The 18588-nt window shown below is 67.3% G+C and carries 15 protein-coding genes; 9 read left to right on the plus strand and 6 right to left on the minus strand.

Annotated features, from left to right (window positions below; translation table 11 throughout):
- Positions 1-3: 3 nt before the first annotated feature.
- Together AB3X99_RS07725 and AB3X99_RS07730 are read right to left on the minus strand one after the other, a co-directional pair.
- Complete coding sequence (locus AB3X99_RS07725; RefSeq protein WP_342946841.1) at positions 4-723, minus strand: hypothetical protein; 720 nt, start codon at positions 721-723, stop codon at positions 4-6.
- 165 nt (positions 724-888) lie between these two features.
- Entirely contained in the window at positions 889-3168 is a 2280-nt protein-coding gene (locus tag AB3X99_RS07730) for an ATP-binding protein (protein WP_368616574.1), read from the minus strand.
- Between the two features lie 616 nt (positions 3169-3784).
- On the opposite strand from AB3X99_RS07730, the gene AB3X99_RS07735 reads away from it, so the two are divergent.
- From AB3X99_RS07735 to AB3X99_RS07770, 8 genes are all read left to right on the plus strand, one after another.
- Entirely contained in the window at positions 3785-4153 is a 369-nt protein-coding gene (locus AB3X99_RS07735) for a response regulator (RefSeq protein ID WP_028202798.1), read from the plus strand.
- Entirely contained in the window at positions 4146-4769 is a 624-nt protein-coding gene (locus tag AB3X99_RS07740) for a chemotaxis protein CheC (RefSeq protein WP_069261555.1), read from the plus strand. The genes AB3X99_RS07735 and AB3X99_RS07740 overlap by 8 nt, the downstream gene beginning before the upstream one ends.
- Complete coding sequence (locus AB3X99_RS07745) at positions 4766-5710, plus strand: diguanylate cyclase (RefSeq protein WP_368616575.1); 945 nt, start codon at positions 4766-4768, stop codon at positions 5708-5710. Before AB3X99_RS07740 ends, AB3X99_RS07745 begins: the two co-directional genes overlap by 4 nt.
- Positions 5711-5990: 280 nt before the next feature.
- On the plus strand, positions 5991-6842 hold the full coding sequence (gene hpnD, locus AB3X99_RS07750) for a presqualene diphosphate synthase HpnD (protein WP_069261557.1): 852 nt from the start codon (positions 5991-5993) through the stop codon (positions 6840-6842).
- Positions 6842-8110 carry a hydroxysqualene dehydroxylase HpnE gene (hpnE, locus tag AB3X99_RS07755; RefSeq protein WP_069261558.1) on the plus strand — a complete coding sequence of 423 codons (1269 nt, stop codon included), beginning with the start codon at positions 6842-6844 and terminating at the stop codon, positions 8108-8110. Before hpnD ends, hpnE begins: the two co-directional genes overlap by 1 nt.
- 47 nt (positions 8111-8157) lie before the next feature.
- The gene (gene shc, locus AB3X99_RS07760) at positions 8158-10125 is read left to right on the plus strand and encodes a squalene--hopene cyclase (RefSeq protein WP_368616727.1); all 1968 of its coding nucleotides are present in this window, start codon (positions 8158-8160) and stop codon (positions 10123-10125) included.
- A 53-nt stretch (positions 10126-10178) separates the two neighbouring features.
- A complete protein-coding gene (locus AB3X99_RS07765) occupies positions 10179-10844 on the plus strand; it encodes a phosphorylase (protein WP_342947166.1) in 666 nt (221 codons plus the stop codon).
- Between the two features lie 117 nt (positions 10845-10961).
- Positions 10962-11447 (plus strand): acyl-CoA thioesterase, encoded by a 486-nt coding sequence (locus tag AB3X99_RS07770; RefSeq protein ID WP_069261559.1) that lies wholly within the window; start codon positions 10962-10964, stop codon positions 11445-11447.
- 103 nt (positions 11448-11550) lie between these two features.
- On the opposite strand, the gene AB3X99_RS07775 is transcribed toward AB3X99_RS07770, so the two are convergent.
- Positions 11551-12597: a VacJ family lipoprotein gene (locus tag AB3X99_RS07775; RefSeq protein ID WP_368616576.1), complete on the minus strand. Its 1047-nt coding sequence runs from the start codon at positions 12595-12597 to the stop codon at positions 11551-11553.
- Positions 12594-15221 carry an MMPL family transporter gene (locus tag AB3X99_RS07780; RefSeq protein ID WP_342946836.1) on the minus strand — a complete coding sequence of 876 codons (2628 nt, stop codon included), beginning with the start codon at positions 15219-15221 and terminating at the stop codon, positions 12594-12596. Before AB3X99_RS07780 ends, AB3X99_RS07775 begins: the two co-directional genes overlap by 4 nt.
- Positions 15222-15464: 243 nt before the next feature.
- Here AB3X99_RS07780 and AB3X99_RS07785 point away from each other — a divergent pair, with 243 nt between their 5' ends.
- On the plus strand, positions 15465-16073 hold the full coding sequence (locus AB3X99_RS07785; RefSeq protein ID WP_368616577.1) for a phospholipid-binding protein MlaC: 609 nt from the start codon (positions 15465-15467) through the stop codon (positions 16071-16073).
- Positions 16074-16140: 67 nt separating this feature from the next.
- On the opposite strand, the gene AB3X99_RS07790 is transcribed toward AB3X99_RS07785, so the two are convergent.
- Positions 16141-16806, minus strand: a complete 666-nt coding sequence (locus AB3X99_RS07790) for a response regulator transcription factor (RefSeq protein ID WP_069261870.1) — start codon at positions 16804-16806, stop codon at positions 16141-16143.
- Between the two features lie 2 nt (positions 16807-16808).
- Positions 16809-18311: a cache domain-containing protein gene (locus AB3X99_RS07795; RefSeq protein WP_368616578.1), complete on the minus strand. Its 1503-nt coding sequence runs from the start codon at positions 18309-18311 to the stop codon at positions 16809-16811.
- Between the last annotated feature and the right edge of the window lie 277 nt (positions 18312-18588).

Raw genomic sequence — 18588 nt, forward strand, 5'->3', positions numbered from 1 at the left:
GCTTCAGTGCAACGTTCGGCGCTGCCCCGGCATGTCCTTGTGGTGCTCGGGCGTATCTTCCTCGTATTCGAGGAATTCGTCCGGAATTTGCGGCGCGACGCCTGCTGCGGGTCGCGTCGCTTCGGGTGCGCCAGGAACGTCCACATGATGCGCGCCCATCACCGCACCAGCGCCCGGTGCACTGGCCGATGTGAGCACGGTCGCTTCGGCCTCGCTCGTCGGCCGCATCGGTTCGACAGTGGGTTCGACGGTCGGGTCAACGGAGGCTTGTTCGCGCGCGGCTTCGGTCTGCGCGGCACGGCGGCGCATGGCATCGGCGAATTCGGAGAGACCCAGTTCGTCGAGCGCCGAGTGCTCGCGCGCGACCGGACGGTCCGTCGCGGGCCATGCCCACGGCGTGCCGCGTAGCGCGACTTCCGTCGCATGCTCTTCGCGCAGCGTCTCGTACGCGAGGTTGGCGTGCGCCTCGTCGCTCACATGCACGCCGATGCGCACCGCTTCGCCCGGCGGCGGCGTCATGCCCGTCTGGGCCTCGGTGGTGCGACGCGCATCGCCCGTCGACGAGAAAAAACTTCCCACGAGCCGCTCGATGCCGGCCAGCACACCCTCGGTGCGCGCCGGCAGGTCGATGTCGCCCGCCGCGAAGCCGCGCTGCAGCAGCGCGTCCTGCGCGTGGCGTGCTTCCTCGTAGGTTTGGAAAACGCCGGTCACGGTCTGTTTCATGGCAGCCTCCTTCGCCAGATGGCGACGCCTGCTTACATCATGCGCCGATTGTGCTTTGCTCGTGCATCGGTTGGCGCATGCTGCGCGCGACGTCTAACCGCCTGATTCTGCGGGTCGTGCTGGCTGTCGCAAGCCTCGTGCCGCGAAGCGTGTTCCTGCGACTTGTCATGCTCGCGGGCTCGGGAGCGTCGCATCGTGTTCGCGCTTCGCGCGCGCCTGGCGGTCCTCGCGAATCGCCTCGAGCATCTTCTCCAGCAGCGCGATGTCGAACGGCTTCGATAGCACACGCACATCGGCATTGCGCGTGCGCTCGAGCTCCTCCGCATAGCCTGTCACGAGGATCACGGGCAGGTCCGGCTCGAGCCCCTGCAGCGCCTCGGCCAGATCGATGCCGTTCATCGTCCCCGGCATGTGGATGTCGGAAAGCACGAGGTCGAAGCGCGGCGTGGGCTCGCCCTCGGCAGGCGGCGCTTCGACGCGTTCCAGCGCACTCGCCGCGTCGCTCGCGCAGGTCACGCGGTGGCCCATCATCTGCAGGAGCGCCTCGGTGCCGGCGGCGACTTCGTCGTTGTCCTCCACGAGCAGCACGTTCAGCCCATGCTGCACCTCGGCGCTCTCCTCGCGCGGCTCGCTCGGACGCGGCGCGGGCGGCTCGGCGAGCGAGCGCGGCAGATACAGATGCACCGTCGTGCCCGCGCCGATCGCACTGTCGATCGCGGCGAGTCCGCCGGTGCGCTCGCAGAACGCAAACACCTGCGGCAGTCCGAGGCCGGTGCCCGTGCCCTTCGACTTGGTCGTGTAGAGCGGCTCGAACGCGCGCGCGAGCACGTCCGGCGGCATGCCGGTGCCGGTGTCTTCGAGGGTGACGTGCACGAAGTCGCCGTCGAGCGGGAAGCCTTCGTCGGGCCGGAAGCTGATGTTGCGCGCGCGCACCGTGAAGCGGCCGCCGTTGGGCATCGCGTCGCGCGCGTTCACCGCGAGATTGATGAGCGCGAGCTCGAATTCGGCCACATCGACGAGCACGGGCCACACGTCGTCGTCGACTTCGACGATGAGCGACACTTTCGCGCCCAGCGACGCGCGCAGCAGTTCGCGGGCCGCCGGCAGCCAGCGCCCGACGTGGATCGTCTCGTTGCGCAGCGGCTGCTTGCGCGCCACGCCGAGCAGTTGGCGCGTGAGCGACTGGCCGCTCTTGAGCGCGCGCTCGACCGCCGAGAGTTCGCGCTCCAAACCCGCCGCGCCGCGCCGCCGCGCGATCTGCACGTTGGCCGAGACGATCATCAGCAGGTTGTTGAAGTCGTGCGCGACGCTGCCCACGAGGTTGCCGAGCGCTTCCATCTTGCGCGACTGCCGGTAGGCGGATTCGATCGAGCGGCGCATCGAGGCTTCGGCCTGCCAGCGCTCCCACGCCTCCTCTTCGGCGGCGAGGCGCCGCAGCGACAGCCAGATCACGCACCAGAGGGCAATCGACGGGACGAACATCGAGATGATGAGCACGCTCAGGTGCCGGTACCACGCCGCCCAGATCGCGGGCGTGCGATACGCGCAGGTCACATAGACGGGGTACGCGCCCACGCGCCGGAACGCGAGGATCACGTTGCTGCCGAGCAGCGCGGAATGCATGCGCACGACACCGGACTCCGTGCCGCGCTGGAGCGCGGCGCCCAGCGGCGAGTGCGGCGTGATCGTGGGCCCGTCCACGCGCGGGGGCGGATCGAAGGCGAGGATCGTGCCGTCGCTGCGCACGAGGCCGAGCGACATCGGCGAGCCGGAGCCGAGCAGGTCGCGGTAGAACGAGCTGAAATAGCCGGGGCGCAAGGCGACCGAGACGAGACCCGCGAATCCGCCGGCTTCGTCGAGGCGCGCCACGCCCATGTTGAACACGGTCTCGCCGCTCACCTGGCCCTGCATCACGCGCGAGACGTGGTCGAGCACGCGGCCGTCGCGGATGCCGGCGAAGTCGTCGCGCGAGGCGATCGACATGGTCGGCGGCGGCGAATAGCGGCTGCTCGCGAGCAGGTCGCCGTTAGTGCCGAAAATCGACACCGCAGCCACTTGCGGATAACCGCCGCCGATGGCATCGAGTTTCTCGTGGATCTGCGGCTCGCTGGCGCGGATGCCGTCGTCGTTCAGATCGCGCACGAGGTCGACTACGCGAGCATCGAGCGCCTCGTTCATGTCGAACACCTTGAGCGCGTGCTCTTCGGCCACGCGCACGGTGCGCAGCGTGGTGTCGGTGGCGTCGGCTTCGCGCGCGCGCAAGTCGTTGTACGCCATGGCGGCGACGTAGAGGCACGGCAGCACGATCGCCGCGACGAGCAGCGCGAGCAGCGTGCGCCGGCGTACCGTGAAGTCGTGGCCCGGCGCGGCCGGAAACGGCGCGTCGTCGGCAGGGGGTGGCTGGGGTATGCGTTCGTCTGGCCGCTCGGGCCGGTCAGCAATCATCGTACGGAAAAGCAGGGAAAAGGCGGCGGGGCAGTCGACATGATAAACGACCGCGATGACGCCCCGACGGCCAGCGCATACCCGGTGCGCCGCAAGCATCGTCGGTCAGGCAGGCCGCCAGGGGTTGTCTCTCGCTGAATGCCGAATTCGCGAAAATCGGCGAAGCGCAAACGTACCACAAAGGGATAATCAACGTTCTTTATTTAAGGGATGGATAATTTATTTCCATAAATTAGCCAGAATGAGTCGATTTTGTTCGTCGAATGATTAACGGCGAGTTGCATTTGATTCAATTTGATTCGAGAATCCCGGACACGATAAATAACGCATTCGCATGAACGCCACGCTCGCCATTACGGCGGATGGCCATGCTACGGGGTGGCTGCAGGCATGCAGACGAGGGCCTTCACACCGGCGCACGGGTTGCCGGTAGCCATTGGGCAACGGCGCAGCCATGCGCGTTGCGTCGTCGCGCCACCGCGCGGGTCCGTTTATGCGTTACGAATTATTCGGCCCGGTTTGCATTTTTCTTCGAAGTCTCCCTAAAGTAATTGCCCGCGCCGCCGTTAATCCGTCGAAACGCACTCCGTCCAACGCACACTCATTCAGCATATCCATGTCCTTGCCCATCGTGATCGCCGATGACTCGCTGTTAGCCCGCAAGGTGCTCACGAAGGCGCTGCCCGAGGACTGGGACGTGGCGATTTCGTACGCGTCGAACGGACACGAAGCGCTTGCCCATTACCGCGCCGGTCGTGCGGCTGTGATGTTCCTCGACCTCACGATGCCCGACCTGACGGGCTTCCAGGTCCTCGAAGCGTTGCAGCACGAAGACCTGAACACGTTCGTGATCGTCGTTTCCGCGGACGTCCAGCCTCGTGCCCGCGAGCGCGTGCAGGCACTCGGCGCGGCGGCGTTCGTCGCAAAGCCGGTAACCCAGGAGGCGCTGCTGCCCATCCTGAAGGAGTACGGGTTGTATGCCTGATCGAGTGTTCACGGAACTCCAGCGCGACGCGCTGCAGGAGATCGCCAATCTCGGCATGGGGCAGGCCGCGACGCGTCTGTCGGCGCTGCTCAACGCCTTCATCGAGTTGTCGGTGCCGCGCGTGCGCGTGGTCGCCGTCTCCGAGGCCGCGGCGGCGCTACGCGAGATGACCGGTATCGACGGCCCGGTTGCGGCCGTGCGCCAGGGCTTTCGCTCGGAAATCAAGGGCGAGGCGCTGGTGATCTGCCGAAGCGGCGAGATCGCCGAACTTGGCAGCCTGGTCGGCGGACCTTACGCGACGATCGGCGACGATGCCCTCACCGAGGAAGAGCTGATGTTCGACGTCGCCAACGCGCTCACGGGCGCGTGCGTGTCGTCGATGCTCGACCAGCTCGGGCGCATGCCGGTGTTTTCGCAGCCGGGCCTGCTCGGCGAGGCGATCATGCTCGACGAGGTGTTCCAGCCGGGCCTGCTCGCCTGGGACGTCGCGCTGCTCGTCGAAGTCAATTTCGCGCTGGAAGACCAGCGCTTTCGCGCCCACCTCGTCATGCTGATGGCCGAGGAGTCGATCCATGTCGTGAGCCGGGCCATCGACGCGTTGTTACATAGCCTATGAACGAGCCAGCCGGGTTGCCAACACTAGCGGACCTCGTTGTCGAACGGGTGGGCTTCGGCATATTCGTGGTCGATCGCGACATGAACGTGCTGAGCTGGAACCGCTTCATGCAGGATCACAGCGGCGTGACCGCCGAGGACGTGATCGGCCGCTCCATCTTCGAACGCTTCCCGGACCTGCCGCGCGCGTGGCTCACGCGCAAGGTGGAAAGCGTGTTCCAGCTGGGCAGCTTTGCGTTCAGCTCGTGGGAGCAGCGCCCGTATCTGTTCCAGTTCGACCATGACCGGCCGATCACGGGCGGTGTGGACTACATGCAGCAAGACTGCACCTTCATGCCGCTCATGCGCGGGCGCGACGTAGTAGCCGTGTGCGTGACCATCTCCGATGTCACCCACGTGAGCGTCATGCAGCGCGAGCGCGAGGACGCCGTGGCGAAGCTGCGCGAATACGCCGACCGCGACGGTCTCACCGGCATCGCGAACCGGCGCTTTTTCGAAACGCGCCTCGCCGACGAATTCCTGCGCTGGCAGCGTTACGGCGGCGAGCTGTCGATGCTGCTGTTCGACCTCGACCACTTCAAGCGCATCAACGACGAATTCGGCCATGTGGCCGGCGACACGGTGCTGCGCTCGATGGCGCAGCGCGTGTCGGGCGTGGTGCGCAAGCAGGATGTGTTCGGCCGCTTCGGCGGCGAGGAATTCGCGCTGCTCCTGCCGTGCACGCCGCTCGACGACGCGCTCTACGTCGCGGAGAAGATCCGCCGCACGATCGGCGACGAGCCGATCGAGGTGCAAGGCGTGATCGTGCCCGTGACGGCCAGCGTCGGCGCCGCGACGGCGCGCACGGGTGCGCCCGACTACGAAGGCATGATCAACGAGGCGGACGCCGCCCTCTACACGGCGAAGCGCCAGGGGCGCAACCGCTCGGTCGCGCTCGCCTGATCCGAGTCGGGCGCAAACGGCTCCCGCCTCAATCCGGCTCATCGCCCCATGCTCCGGGGCTGCGCGGCCATGCCTCCACTGCGGTCCCCAGGCGCTGACGGCCCTGCGCGGGTTGCCCAAAGGTTGATATACTTTTGCCCGTTTCCGGCCTTGCACGCCTCCCGGCAAGCAATTTAAGGGTCGGGTGCCTCGCGCGTGTCCGCGCGCGCGGGCGACCCGCGGCAATGCGGGCCCGAATAGAGTCGAACGCCCGGTGAGGGCGCCCCCAGCGGAGATCGTCTTGGCTGTTTCCAATCTCGTCGTGGACGATACACAACAAACCGACGCTGCCGCCGCTTCGTCGGGCAGCTCGTTTTATCTGGCGATGCGGATCCTGCCCCCCGCGCAGCGCGACGCCATGTATCAGGTCTACGCCTTCTGCCGCGCTGTCGACGACATCGCCGACAGCGACCTGCCCCGCGCCGAGCGCGCGGCGGGGCTCGACCAATGGCGCGCCGACATCGACGCGTGCTATGCGGGCACGCCGCGCGCCTCGCTCGCGGCGCTCACGCGCCATATCCATACGTTCGGGCTGCAGCGCGCAGATTTTCACGCGATGATCGACGGCATGGCCATGGACGCCGCCGAGGACATCTGCGCCCCCGACGAGGACACGCTCGACCTGTATTGCGACCGCGTGGCGAGCGCCGCAGGCCGGCTGTCGGTGAGAATTTTCGGGATGCAGGAGGAGCCGGGCCGCTTGCTGTCGCACCATCTGGGGCGCGCGCTGCAGCTCACCAACATCCTGCGCGACATCGACGAAGACGCGGACATCAACCGCTGCTATCTGCCGCGCGAACTGCTCGCGCGCGAAGGGATCGCGGCGGGCAATCCGCACACGATCGCCGCCGATCCGTCGCTGCCGCGTGTGTGCGAGACGCTCGTGCAGCGCGCCCGCGCGCACTTCGCGCAGGCCGACGCGATCATGGACGCCGCGCCGCGCGCGCAGGTGAAAGCGCCGCGCATCATGTCGGGCGTCTACCGCGTGCTGCTCGAGCGCACCGTGGATCGCGGCTTCGACCTGCCGCGCACGAAAGTCAGCAAGCCGCGCGCACGGCTCATGTGGATCGTCGCGCGTTACGCGCTGTTCTGATGCCTCGGCTAGTCCACGTCATCGGCGCTGGGCTTGCGGGCCTCGCGACGGCCGTGCGGCTTCAGCGGCGCGGCGTGCAGGTGGCGCTCTACGAGGCCGCCAGCCAGGCAGGTGGACGCTGCCGCTCGTACTACGACCGCACGCTTTCGGCGACGCTCGACACGGGCAATCATCTGGTGCTGGCGGGACATGCGCGCACGCTGGAGTACGTGCGCACGATCGGCGCCGGCGACGCGCTCTCCGGTCCCACCGAGCCGGGCTTCGCGTTCATGGATATCGCCGCGGGCTCGCGCTGGACGGTGCGCTTCTCGCGTTCGCGCATGCCGTTCTGGATCGGCGACTCGCGCTCGCGAGTACCGGGTACGCGCGCCGCGGACTATCTGGGGCTGCTGCCGCTCCTGTTCGCCAAGCCGGGCCGCACGATGGCGCAGACCATGCGCTGCGAAGGCGTGCTGTGGGACCGGCTGCTGCACCCGTTCTTTCTCACGGCGCTCAATGTCGAGCCGCGCGTGGGCAGCGCGGAGCTGGCGGGCGCGATGCTGCGCGAGTCGCTCGCGGCGGGCGGCGAGTCGTTCCGGCCGCTGGCGGCGCGCGGGGGCCTTTCCAGCGCATTCGTCGATCCGGCCTTGCGCATGCTTCAGCACGGCGGCGCGGCGATCCGCCTCGACTCGCCGCTCAGGGAGATTGAGTACGACGACGCGGCGGGCCGCGTCTCCGCACTCGATTTTCCAGACGGGCGCATCACGCTCGCAGCCGACGAGGCGGTGGTGCTGGCCGTGCCCGGCGCGGCCGCCGCGGCGCTCGTGCCGGCGCTGCAGGCGCCGCAGCGCCACAATGCGATCGTCACCGTGCACTACGCGGTGCCGGCGCCGCCGGGCCTCGTGACGCCGATGGCGCTCGTCAACGGCACGGCCCACTGGCTGTGCACGGCCGAGGGGCGCCTGTCGGCGACGATCCACGACGCGCACGGCGTGCTCGACCTCGACCCCGAGGAGATCGCGCGCCGCGTGTGGACCGACGTGGCCGAGGCGGCCTCGCTGCCGCTCGAGCCGATGCCTGCCTGGCGCGTGTGCGCCGACGCGCGCGCGACCTTCGCCGCGGTGCCCGACGAGGAATGGCGCCGGCCCGCGACGCGCACGCGCTGGAACAATCTGATGCTTGCAGGCGACTGGACGGCTACCGGTCTGCCCGCGACGATCGAAGGAGCGATCCGCTCGGGCCGCAAGGCCGCCGAGCTGCTCCTGACCGAAAATTTGGAACGTAGATGAACGATTTATCCCAGGACACGCTCGGCGTCGCCACGCCGGGCGTGGCGATGCCCACCCCCACGTTTGCCGAAGAGACGGCCGCACCGCTCGCCATGCTCGACGCCGCCGTCGTGCGCGCGACCGATGCGATCCTCGCCGACCAGCGCGCCGATGGCCATTGGGTCTACGAACTCGAAGCGGACGCCACGATCCCGGCCGAATACGTGCTGCTCGTGCATTACCTGGGCGAAACCGCGAACCTCGAACTCGAACAGAAGATCGCGCGCTACTTGCGCCGCATCCAGCTGCCGGACGGCGGCTGGCCGCTCTTCACCGACGGCGCGATGGACGTGAGCGCAAGCGTGAAGGCTTACTTCGCACTCAAGATGATCGGCGACGCCGAAGACGCCGAACACATGGTGCGGGCGCGCGAGGCGATTCTCGCGGCGGGCGGCGCCGAGCAGGTCAACGTGTTCACGCGCATCCTGCTCGCGTTGTTTGGCGTGGTGACGTGGTACGCAGTCCCGATGATGCCCGTCGAGATCACGTTGCTGCCGCAGTGGATCCCGTTCCATCTGTCGAAGGTGTCGTACTGGGCGCGCACGGTGATCGTGCCGCTGCTCGTGCTGGGCGCGAAGCGCCCGGTGGCGCGCAACCCGCGCGGCGTGCGCATCGACGAGCTGTTCCGCGGCGCGCCGGTGAGCGTGGGCCTGAACGCCCGCTCCCCGCATCAGAGCAAGGGCTGGTTCGGTTTCTTCCGCGCCGTGGACGGCGTGCTGCGCGTGACCGATCCGCTCTTTCCGACCTACCTGCGCCAGCGCGCGATCGACGCCGCGGTGGCGTTCGTCGACGAGCGCCTGAACGGCGAGGACGGTCTGGGCGCGATCTTCCCGGCCATGGCCAACGCCGTGATGATGTACGACGTGCTGGGCTATCCCGCCGATCATCCGCACCGCGCGATCGCACGCCAGTCGCTCGAAAAGCTGGTGACGGTCCACACGGAGGAAGCGTACGTCCAGCCCTGCCTGTCGCCGGTGTGGGACACGTCGCTGGCGGCGCACGCCCTGCTGGAGACCGGCGACGCCCGCGCGGAGGAAGCCGCGCGCCGCGGCCTCGAATGGCTGCGTCCGCTGCAGATTCTCGACGTGCGCGGCGACTGGATCTCGCGCCGCGAGGCGGTGCGTCCGGGCGGCTGGGCGTTCCAGTACGCGAACCCGCACTACCCCGATGTCGACGACACGGCCGTGGTCGTGGCCGCGATGGACCGCGTGGACAAGCTCGACAACACGAATGCCTACGACGCCCCGATCGCCCGCGCGCGCGAATGGGTGGTCGGCATGCAAAGCAGCAACGGCGGCTGGGGCGCGTTCGAGCCGGAGAACACGCAGTACTACCTGAACAACATCCCGTTCTCGGACCATGGCGCACTGCTCGATCCGCCGACCGCCGACGTCTCGGGCCGCTGCCTCTCGATGCTCGCGCAGCTCGGCGAGCTGCCGGCCGCGAGCGAGCACGCGCGCCGCGCGTACAACTATCTGCTCGAAGAGCAGGAAGCCGATGGCAGCTGGTACGGTCGCTGGGGCATGAACTACATCTACGGCACGTGGACGGCGCTGTGCGCGCTCAACGCGGCCGGTCTCAGTCACGACGACCCGCGCATGAAGCGCGCGGTGCAATGGCTCGTGCAGATCCAGAACGACGACGGCGGCTGGGGCGAAGACGGCACGAGCTACAAGCTCGAATACCGCGGCTATGAGAGCGCCACCAGCACGGCTTCGCAAACGGCCTGGGCGCTGCTCGGCCTGATGGCGGCGGGCGCGGTCGATCATCCGGCGGTGGCACGCGGCATCGAGTATCTGCAGACAACGCAGCAGGAACACGGCCTCTGGGACGAAACGCGCTTCACGGCCACGGGCTTTCCGCGCGTGTTCTATCTGCGCTACCACGGCTATCGCAAGTTCTTCCCGTTGTGGGCGCTCGCGCGCTACCGCAACCTCAAGCGCGCGGGCGTGACGCGCGTCACGGTCGGTCTGTGAGCGCGGCGGCTGGTATCAAGGCGCGCGCCCTGCCCGTGATCGCAGTAACGGGCATGGCCTTCGAGGCGAGCATTGCCGCGGGCAAAGGCCAGGATGGCGTACGCGCCGTCTATGCCGCGCGCGCCGATCTGCTGCAGAGCGCGCTTGCGGCGGCGCTCGAGGACGGCGCGGCGGCCATCGTCAGCTTCGGCACGGCGGGCGGTCTTGCACCCGATCTCGAGCCTGGCACGCTGGTGATCGCGCAAGCGATCGAAGGGCCGTTCGGGCGCGTCGCGACCGACGCCGCCTGGAGCGCACGCATGGCCGACGCGCTGATGGCCTCGCCGCTCGCCGCGAAAACCCGGCGCGGCGTGGAGGCAGCCGTTGCCGCGCCGCTCACCGGTGCGGCGGACAAGGCCGCGCTGTTCAGCGCGTGCGGAGCGCTCGCCGTCGATATGGAATCGCACCTGGCCGCCGCCGCCGCGGCCGCGCATGGCGTGCCGTTCGCAGTGTGCCGCGCGATCGTCGATCCGGCGTGGCGCAGCCTGCCGAAAGCGGCCATGGCCGGCTTGCGCGATGACGGCACGACGGCGGTGCTCCCGGTCCTGCGCGAACTGGCGCGCGACCCGGCCCAACTGGGCGGCCTGCTGCGCGTGGCCGCGGACGCGAAAGCGGCACGCCAGTCGCTCAGCGCCGCGCGGCAAGTGTTGACGGCCGCCGGCGCTTTTTTCCCGAAATGATCCTGCCGGGTTATTGAAAAACTAGGGTAAACCCCTATCTCTGGTAACATCTGAGTGTTAACCCTAGGTTCGTTCCTGCGAGCTGGGGACAAATCACATATCGGGGAGTGACCAGCCATGAATTTTCATACTCGCAAGTGGGTCAAGCCTGAAGACCTGAATCCGAACGGCACGCTGTTCGGCGGCAGCCTGCTGCGCTGGATCGACGAAGAAGCGGCGATCTACGCGATCTGCCAGCTCGACAATCAACGCGTGGTGACCAAGTTCATGTCGGAGATCAACTTCGTGAGCTCGGCGCGTCAGGGCGACATCATCGAGCTCGGCATCACGGCCACGGATTTCGGCCGGACGTCGATCACGCTGCGCGCCGAAGTGCGCAACAAGATCACGCGCAAGAGCATCCTGACGATCGAAAAGATGGTGTTCGTGAACCTCGGCGCCGACGGCGTGCCGGCCCCGCACGGCCGCGAGCGTATCCGTTACGCCGACGAAGCCTACGAGCGCTATCGCCAGACCGTGCAGACGACGGCGGATGCCACGGCGCTGGCGGCGGCGAACGAGGCCGAACGCCAGGCCGAGAGCGAGGACGCTTCGGTGCATTGAGCGGTGCTCGCGACACGATAAAAAACCCGGCAACCTCGAAAGGTTGCCGGGTTTTTTGCATTGATACGCCGCCCGCCCGCAAACGGGGGGCCCTTTGTTGCGTTCAGGGCGCCGATGCGGGCTTCGCAGGCGCTGCCGTCGCACCCGAAGCCGCGACAGGCGCCGATGCGCCCGCCGGTGCGGAAGCGGCCGCCGCGGCTACACCCGCCGTGCCGGCCGCCGCAGCAGCACCCGGACCCGCGCCAGCCGCGGCCGCACCCGTCGTAGCAGCCCCGGTAGCGCCCGTCGCGCTCCCCTCGCCAGGATCCTCGTAATTCGGCAGACCATTGTTCGAAGCGCCGGGGGCCGCCGTGCCACCTGCACCGCCCGACTCGCCCGGGTCTTCGTAATGGGGTGCCCCGTTCTCGTTCGGTGCGGCCTCGCCGCCCGGCTCGCCGTAATCGGGCAGCGGCGCATTGTTGCCCCGCGAGCCGCGGATCAGCGATTCGCGCTGCTGGCGGTAGGCGTCGCGCACGAACGAATACGGGTCGAGTGCCGCCTGCTTGAGCAGGTCGGTTGCGCCGAGCAGGTCCGCACGCGCGCTGATGAACTGCGCAAGATACATCGGGTTGCGCACCGCCGGCTCGAAGTAGTTGATGACGTTGAATTTCACGTCCACGGCCATGCCGATGCCGTCGCGCACCGAACTGGGCCCGAACAGCGGCAGCACGAGATACGGGCCGGCCGGCATGCCGTAGTGGCCCATCGTGAGGCCGAAGTCCTGATGGTGCTTGGGCAGCCCCGCCAACGTCGCGAAGTCGATCAGGCCGCCCAGACCGAAGGTCGTGTTCATCGCGATGCGCATCAGATCCTGGACGGCGTCGGTGATCTTCAGCTGCAGCACGTTGTTTGCGAAGTTGTCGACGTCCCCGATGTTCGAGAAGAAGTTCGTGATCGCCTGACGCAGCGGCTGCGGCGTCACCTTCTGGTAGCCCTTGGCAACCGGCTGCGCGACGTAGGTATCGAGTTTGTCGTTGAACGTGAAAATTGCGCGATTCGCGGGCTCGAACGGATCGCCCGGTTTGCGGTCGGGGCCCGTGGCGCAACCCGACGTCACGAGGAGCGCCAGGCTCGCCGCCGCCATGGTGAGCGCGGCTTGATTCTTCTTCATTGGTCGATCCCCTGAGTTTCCGATCTCGCGCGTTTTGCGCGCGGCTTGCCCATCAGCACCGGCTGGAAGACCACGGCGCCTATCAGCGTACAGAACAAGGACAGCGCGAGCAGCTTGCCCATGCTCGACGTGCCCGGATGATGCGATAGCCACAGGCTCCCGAACGCCGTGGCGGTGGTCGCGGCGGAAAAAAGCACCGCGTGTGTGAGGCTCGAATGCAGGAGGCCGGTCTGCCCCGCGCGCCAGGCCATCACGAAGTAGATTTTGAACGCGACGCCGACGCCGAGCATCAGGGGAAGCGCGATGATGTTGGCGAAATTTAGCTGAATTCCGAAGACGACGCACAATTCGAGCGTAACGAGCGCCGATACCAGTAGAGGAATGATCGTGCGCAGCACGTCGCCGAAATTGCGCAACGTGATCCAGAGCAGCGCCGTGATGAGCAGCACCGACCACCCCGCTGCCTGGAAGAACGCGAGGATGATCACGTTCGCCGAGTGCAGGATCGAGATCGGGCCGCCGATCGCGTTCGGCTCCGCCGCCTTCACCGCGTGTGCGAAGCGCGCGAGCATCACATCGTCGTTGGGATCGACGCCCGGCGGCACGCGCGGCGCGACGTCCACGATCGCCTGGCCGGTCGGCGCCACCCAGTCGCGCGCCATCTCGGGCGGCAGGTTTTCCCGCGTGATCTCCGAGGGCTGCAACAGGCGCGCGAGCTGCGCGAAGGCGAGCCTGAGCGTGAGGCTGAAGGCGGTTTCCGCGCGGTCGCGCGTGGCCGGGCTCGCGTTCGCGAGTTTGTTGAGCGAGTCGGACAGATGGTTCGCCTCGGCCGCGCCCGGCCCCGGGTGGTCGCTCGCGGCGAGCGAAAGCTGGTTGGCCGCGCGCTTGAGCGTCTGTACGCGCACTTCGTCGGTTACGGGCGAGGACGGCTGCTGCGTGAGCGCGGGCAGAAGCTGCTGCGCGGCGCTCGAGATCAGCATGAGCTTTTGCTGCTGATCGTCGGGAATCAGCGAACTGAGCGTGGTGGCGCGAGCGACTTCGGGCAGCTTCGAGAGCCGCGCGGCGATCTTGTCGGCTTCTTCGAGCGACGGCGCGAGCACGCTCACATCGTTGATCGAGATGACGGGCGAGTTCTTGAGCGCCAGCAGCGTCGCCATCGACTCGGTATGCGGATCCTTAAGATGCAACGGATTGAAGTCGAAGCGCAGATGCAGCAGCAACGGCGTCGCGCCCACCACGATAATGAGCGTGGTGATCAGCACGGGCTTGCGATGCTCGGCGAGCCATTTGTCGACGGGCGCGAGGAACGCGAAGCCCGGCGAGGCGCGCTCGCCCCTGGGATTGAACACGCGGATGAGCGCCGGCAGCACTGTCATGTTGCACACGTATGCCACGAACATGCCCACGCCCGCGATCTGCCCGAGTTCCGAGAGGCCCTTGTAGGCGGTCGGCAGGAAGGAAAAGAAACTTTCGGCCACGGCGATCGCCGCGAGCGTGAGCGGCACGCCGATGGTCCGCGCGGTCTTGAGGAGCGCGGCGTCGAGCCGCTCGTCCTGGAAGCGCTCCTCGCGATACTTCACGCCGAACTGCACGCCGAAGTCGACGCCTAGCCCCACGAACAGCACCATGAAGGCGACCGAGAGCATGTTGAACGAGCCGATCATCATGAGGCCGAGCGCGGCCGTGATGACCAGACCGACCACGAGTGTGATGAGCGTTGCGCCGATCAGCTTGCCCGAGCGCAGCGCGAGCCACAGGATGGCGAGCACGACGATGATCGTGATCACGCCGTTGAGCGCGGCGCCGTCCTGCACCGAGGCGAATTCGTCGTCGGCGAGCGGCTGTTCGCCCGTGAGGCGCACGCGCGCGCCGAATTCGCTGTCGAGATGAAGCGAGGCGGCGGTCGCGCGGATCGCCTCCGACGCGTTTGCGCCTGCCTTGAGCGCGCCGAAGTTAAGCACCGGCTGCACGGTGATGAAGGCGAACGCCGGCTTCGTCGCCGCGTCCTTGTCGACGAGCGCGCGCCACGAGAACGCCGCGGGCTTGCCGGCGAGCACCTCGTCGACGACGGTGGCGGCGCTGCCGAGCAGATTCGCCATTTGCGGCAACTTGATCTGGCCGATCGTGAGCGGCAGTTGCAGCGTGGTCGTGAGCGTGCCGGCCAGACCCGCGAGACTCGGATCCTTCGCGAGCTGGTTCACGAGCGGGCGCGCCTGCACGAGCTGGCCCGTGGTCGAGAGCACCGTGGCCGTGGACGGGAACAGCAGGCCGTTGTGCTGGAAGAACGGGCCGCCCGCGGGCTGCGAGACGGCGCTGAATTCGCGCGAGTCGGCCTTGAGCGCTTGCGCGAGCTTGTCGGCGGCGGCGTCGGCGAGCTCGGGCGCGTCGGCTTCGACGACCACGAGCAGCGAGCTCGCGCGCTGCGGGAACGCCTTGTCCTTGGCTTCGCTCAACGCGGCCCATTCGGCCGTGTTCTCGACGAGACCGCTGACGTCGGTATTGATCTTGAAATGCCTCGCGACGTATACGCCGGAGAGCACGGCAAGCACGATTGCAAATGTGATCACCCACGCCGCGCGGCGCACCGACCAGGCGACGAGGCTAATGATGAATGGCTTCAGCATACAGGCGAGGGGGCCCTGTCAATTAGGTTCTTTGACGCGAAACGCACAAGTATACCGGCCCCGCCCGTCCCGGCGCGGGTCTTGCACACCTGGGCTCGAGGCGGCGCCCCGGCAGCGCATCTGCCAAAGCCGTTATACTGGCTCAGCCGGCGGCGCGAAGGTTACGTGATTGCACTTGCACTTAACCGCACGCACTGAGTCGCACTGTACCGGCGCCTGAATTTCACTGTTCCAGAAGAGCGTATGAAACGTTACCTGACCGCATTTTTCGTCGCCGCCTGTTTCTCGGGCGTCTCGGGCGCCGCGTTCGCGCAGACCACGCCGGACGCCATCGTCAAGGCCGCCGTGGAAGGCACCGTGAAGGCGATGCAGGCCGACCCGCAGGCCCGCGGCGGCGACATGAACAAGATCACCCAGGTGGTCGAGACCCATTTCGTTCCCGCCACCGACTTCAAACGCACCACGCGGATCGCCGTTGGCAAACCCTGGGCGACGGCCACGCCCGAACAGCAGCAGAAGCTGTATGAGCAATTTCAACTCCTGCTCGTGAAGACGTATGCCTCGTCGCTGTCGCAACTTCGCGATACCCAGGTGACCTTCAAGTTCGCACCGTCGAACACGGGTGCCGGCGCGAAAGACACCGTGGTGCAGTCGCACGTGATCAGCAACGGCGGCGACGACGCCATCGACTACCGTCTCACGCAAACACCCAACGGCTGGAAGATTTACGACATCAACATGATGGGCGCCTGGCTGATCCAGGTCTACCAGACGCAATTTGCCGACCAGATCGCCAAGGGCGGCATCGACGGCCTCATCAAGTTCCTCGTCGACCACAACGCGCGCAGCTGATCGTCGATCGGTGGTTGTACACGCATTGCGCATTGACGGGCACTCCGGGTAAGCCGGAGCGCCCGTTTCACTTTCTGCGGTGCTCCACCGCGAACTTGATCAACTCCGCCTGCCCTTCGATCTCCAGCTTGCGCTTGAGGTTGAGCCGGTGCGTTTCCACCGTGCGCACCGAAAGTCCCTCGCGCTGCGCGATCTGCTTGCTCGAGAGTCCTTGCGCGAGCGCGTCGAGAATGTCCCGCTCGCGCGGCGTGAGACGCTCGACGGGTGTGCTGCGCGCCGACGCCTGGATCATGCGCGCACTCAAGCCCGCGCTGAAATACGTACGCCCGGCCAGCACCGCCTCGATCGCGCGGATGATCTCGGTGGCCGGCGAATCCTTGAGCACGTAGCCGCTTGCGCCCGCGCGCACCGCCTCGGTCACGTATTCGACGTTGTCGTGCATCGACAGCATCAACACGCGGATGGCCGGAAAGCGCTCGTGGAAAATGCCCGCGAGCGCAATGCCGTTCACGCCGGCCATGCCCACGTCCATCAGCACGAGATCGGGTTCGAGCGACGCGGCGAGCGCGATGGCCTCATCGGCGTTGCCGGCTTCGCCCGCCACCTCGAATCCCGGCACGGCTTCGAGCCGTGCGCGCAGGCCGTCGCGCACGAGAGGATGGTCGTCCACGAGGACGAGCCGCGCGGGTTTGGCGCCCGGGCTGGTCGAATGGTTCACGTTTGCATTCGTCATCGTCATTTCGGTGTTCCTGATACAGCGGCTTTGGATGCTGCATTGGACGCCGCATTGGACGCTGCATTGGACGCAATAGGCACCCACGCGGTGACGAGCGTATGGCCGGGCTGCGAGGTGATGTCGAGGCGCCCGCCGAGCGACTCCAGGCGCTCGCGCATGTTGCGCAGGCCCAGACCCGCGCGCGGGTCGGCCAGCGCGTGCGCCACGTCGAAGCCGCGGCCGTTGTCGGCAATGCCGAGTGTCACGCCGCTCGCGGCGACCTCCAGCGTGAGCGCGGCGCGCGCCGCTTGCGCATGCCGCACGATGTTGGTGAGCGCTTCCTGAGCAATGCGAAAGAGCACGGTGTTGACGGCGTCCGGCAGCGCGGGAACTTGCGCCTTTTTGCTCGCCGGTTTCGGCGCGGTTTGCGTGAAGGCGATCTCGATGCCCGTTTGCTCTGCCATCTCGCGCGTGAGTTGCTCCAGTGCGGCGGCGAGGCCCAGGTCGTCGAGCATCGAGGGGCGCAGGGCGTGCGAGATGCTGCGCACTTCGCGCAGCGTGTCGGACAGCCGTGAGAGGCCGGTGGCGAGCGACGCTTCGGCGGCGGGCACGCGCGTTTCGCCGCGCTCGAAGCGAGCCAGCGCCGACTCCAGCAGCAGCTTCACCGAAACGAGCATCTGGCTGATGCCATCGTGCAGTTCGCGCGAAAGCCGCGCCCGCTCCTGCTCCTGAGACTCGACCACCTGTTGCGCAAGGCGCTTGAGTTTGGCGTCGGTGCTGCGGTGCTCGCTCACGTTGAGCACGAGCGCACCGAGCGCGATCACGAGCACGCCCGCGAGTGCGATCGCGCCGAGCCACTGAATGGTGTGCTCGATATTCGCGGAGGCGCGCTCGTCGATGTGCGCGAGCGTCGAATCGACGTCGTCGAGATAGATGCCCGTGCCGATCATCCAGCCCCAGCGCGGCAGCGGCACGACATAGCCGAGCTTGGGCGCGAGCCTGCCCGTGGACGGCCGGTGCCACATATAGCGCACATAGCCGCCGCCGCGCTGGGCCGCGGCAATCAGTTGCTGGATCGTGAGCGCGCCCTGCGGGTCGCGCAGATTCCAGAGATCCTGCCCGACGAGCGCTGGCTCGCGCGGATGCATGAGCGAGCGACCGTGCATGTCGTAGACGAAGAAATAGCCATCAGGGCCGAAGTCCATCTTCTGCAGCACGGCTAGCGCGGCCAGCTGGCGGTCGGCTTCGCTATCGGGTGCGGGCAACGCGTCGCTGGCGCTTTCCTCGGGCGCATAGAGCGGCGCGATGGCGCTCGTGGCCAGCTCCACGTAGTGGCGCAGCTCGATTTCCTTGCTCGACATATACGCGCTCTGCATCGTCGCGTGCTGCGTTTGCGCGAGCTGCGTGGCCTGTTGGCGCACACCGATCCCGATGCCGGCAATCGCTGCGAGGAACGGCACGACGGCGAGCAGGAAGATTTTCGTCTTCAGGCGGCGGTCGGCAAAGAAAAATGGGGCGGGCATGACGGTGTTCGGAAGCTGAGTCTGCAAGCATAACCGGGCGCGCGCGGCGCAGGCGCCAAATTCACGCGCCGCGCGAGAGAGTGTCCTTGCGCGACACCCTGCACGGCGGCCCGCGATTATCGTTGCGCGCGCAACGAATTGTTGCCTTCCCTACGTAGTTCTACGTAGCGCGCTTACGTAGTTGTCCGGTTGTGGCTGACGGTCTGAAAGCGAATACTACCGCCCACGACATGGCGTAATGCGTCATGCATGCGCCGCCATCGCCACGATGCTGTGG

The organism is Paraburkholderia sp. BR10882 (genome assembly GCF_040948855.1).
Classification (GTDB): domain Bacteria; phylum Pseudomonadota; class Gammaproteobacteria; order Burkholderiales; family Burkholderiaceae; genus Paraburkholderia; species Paraburkholderia nodosa_A.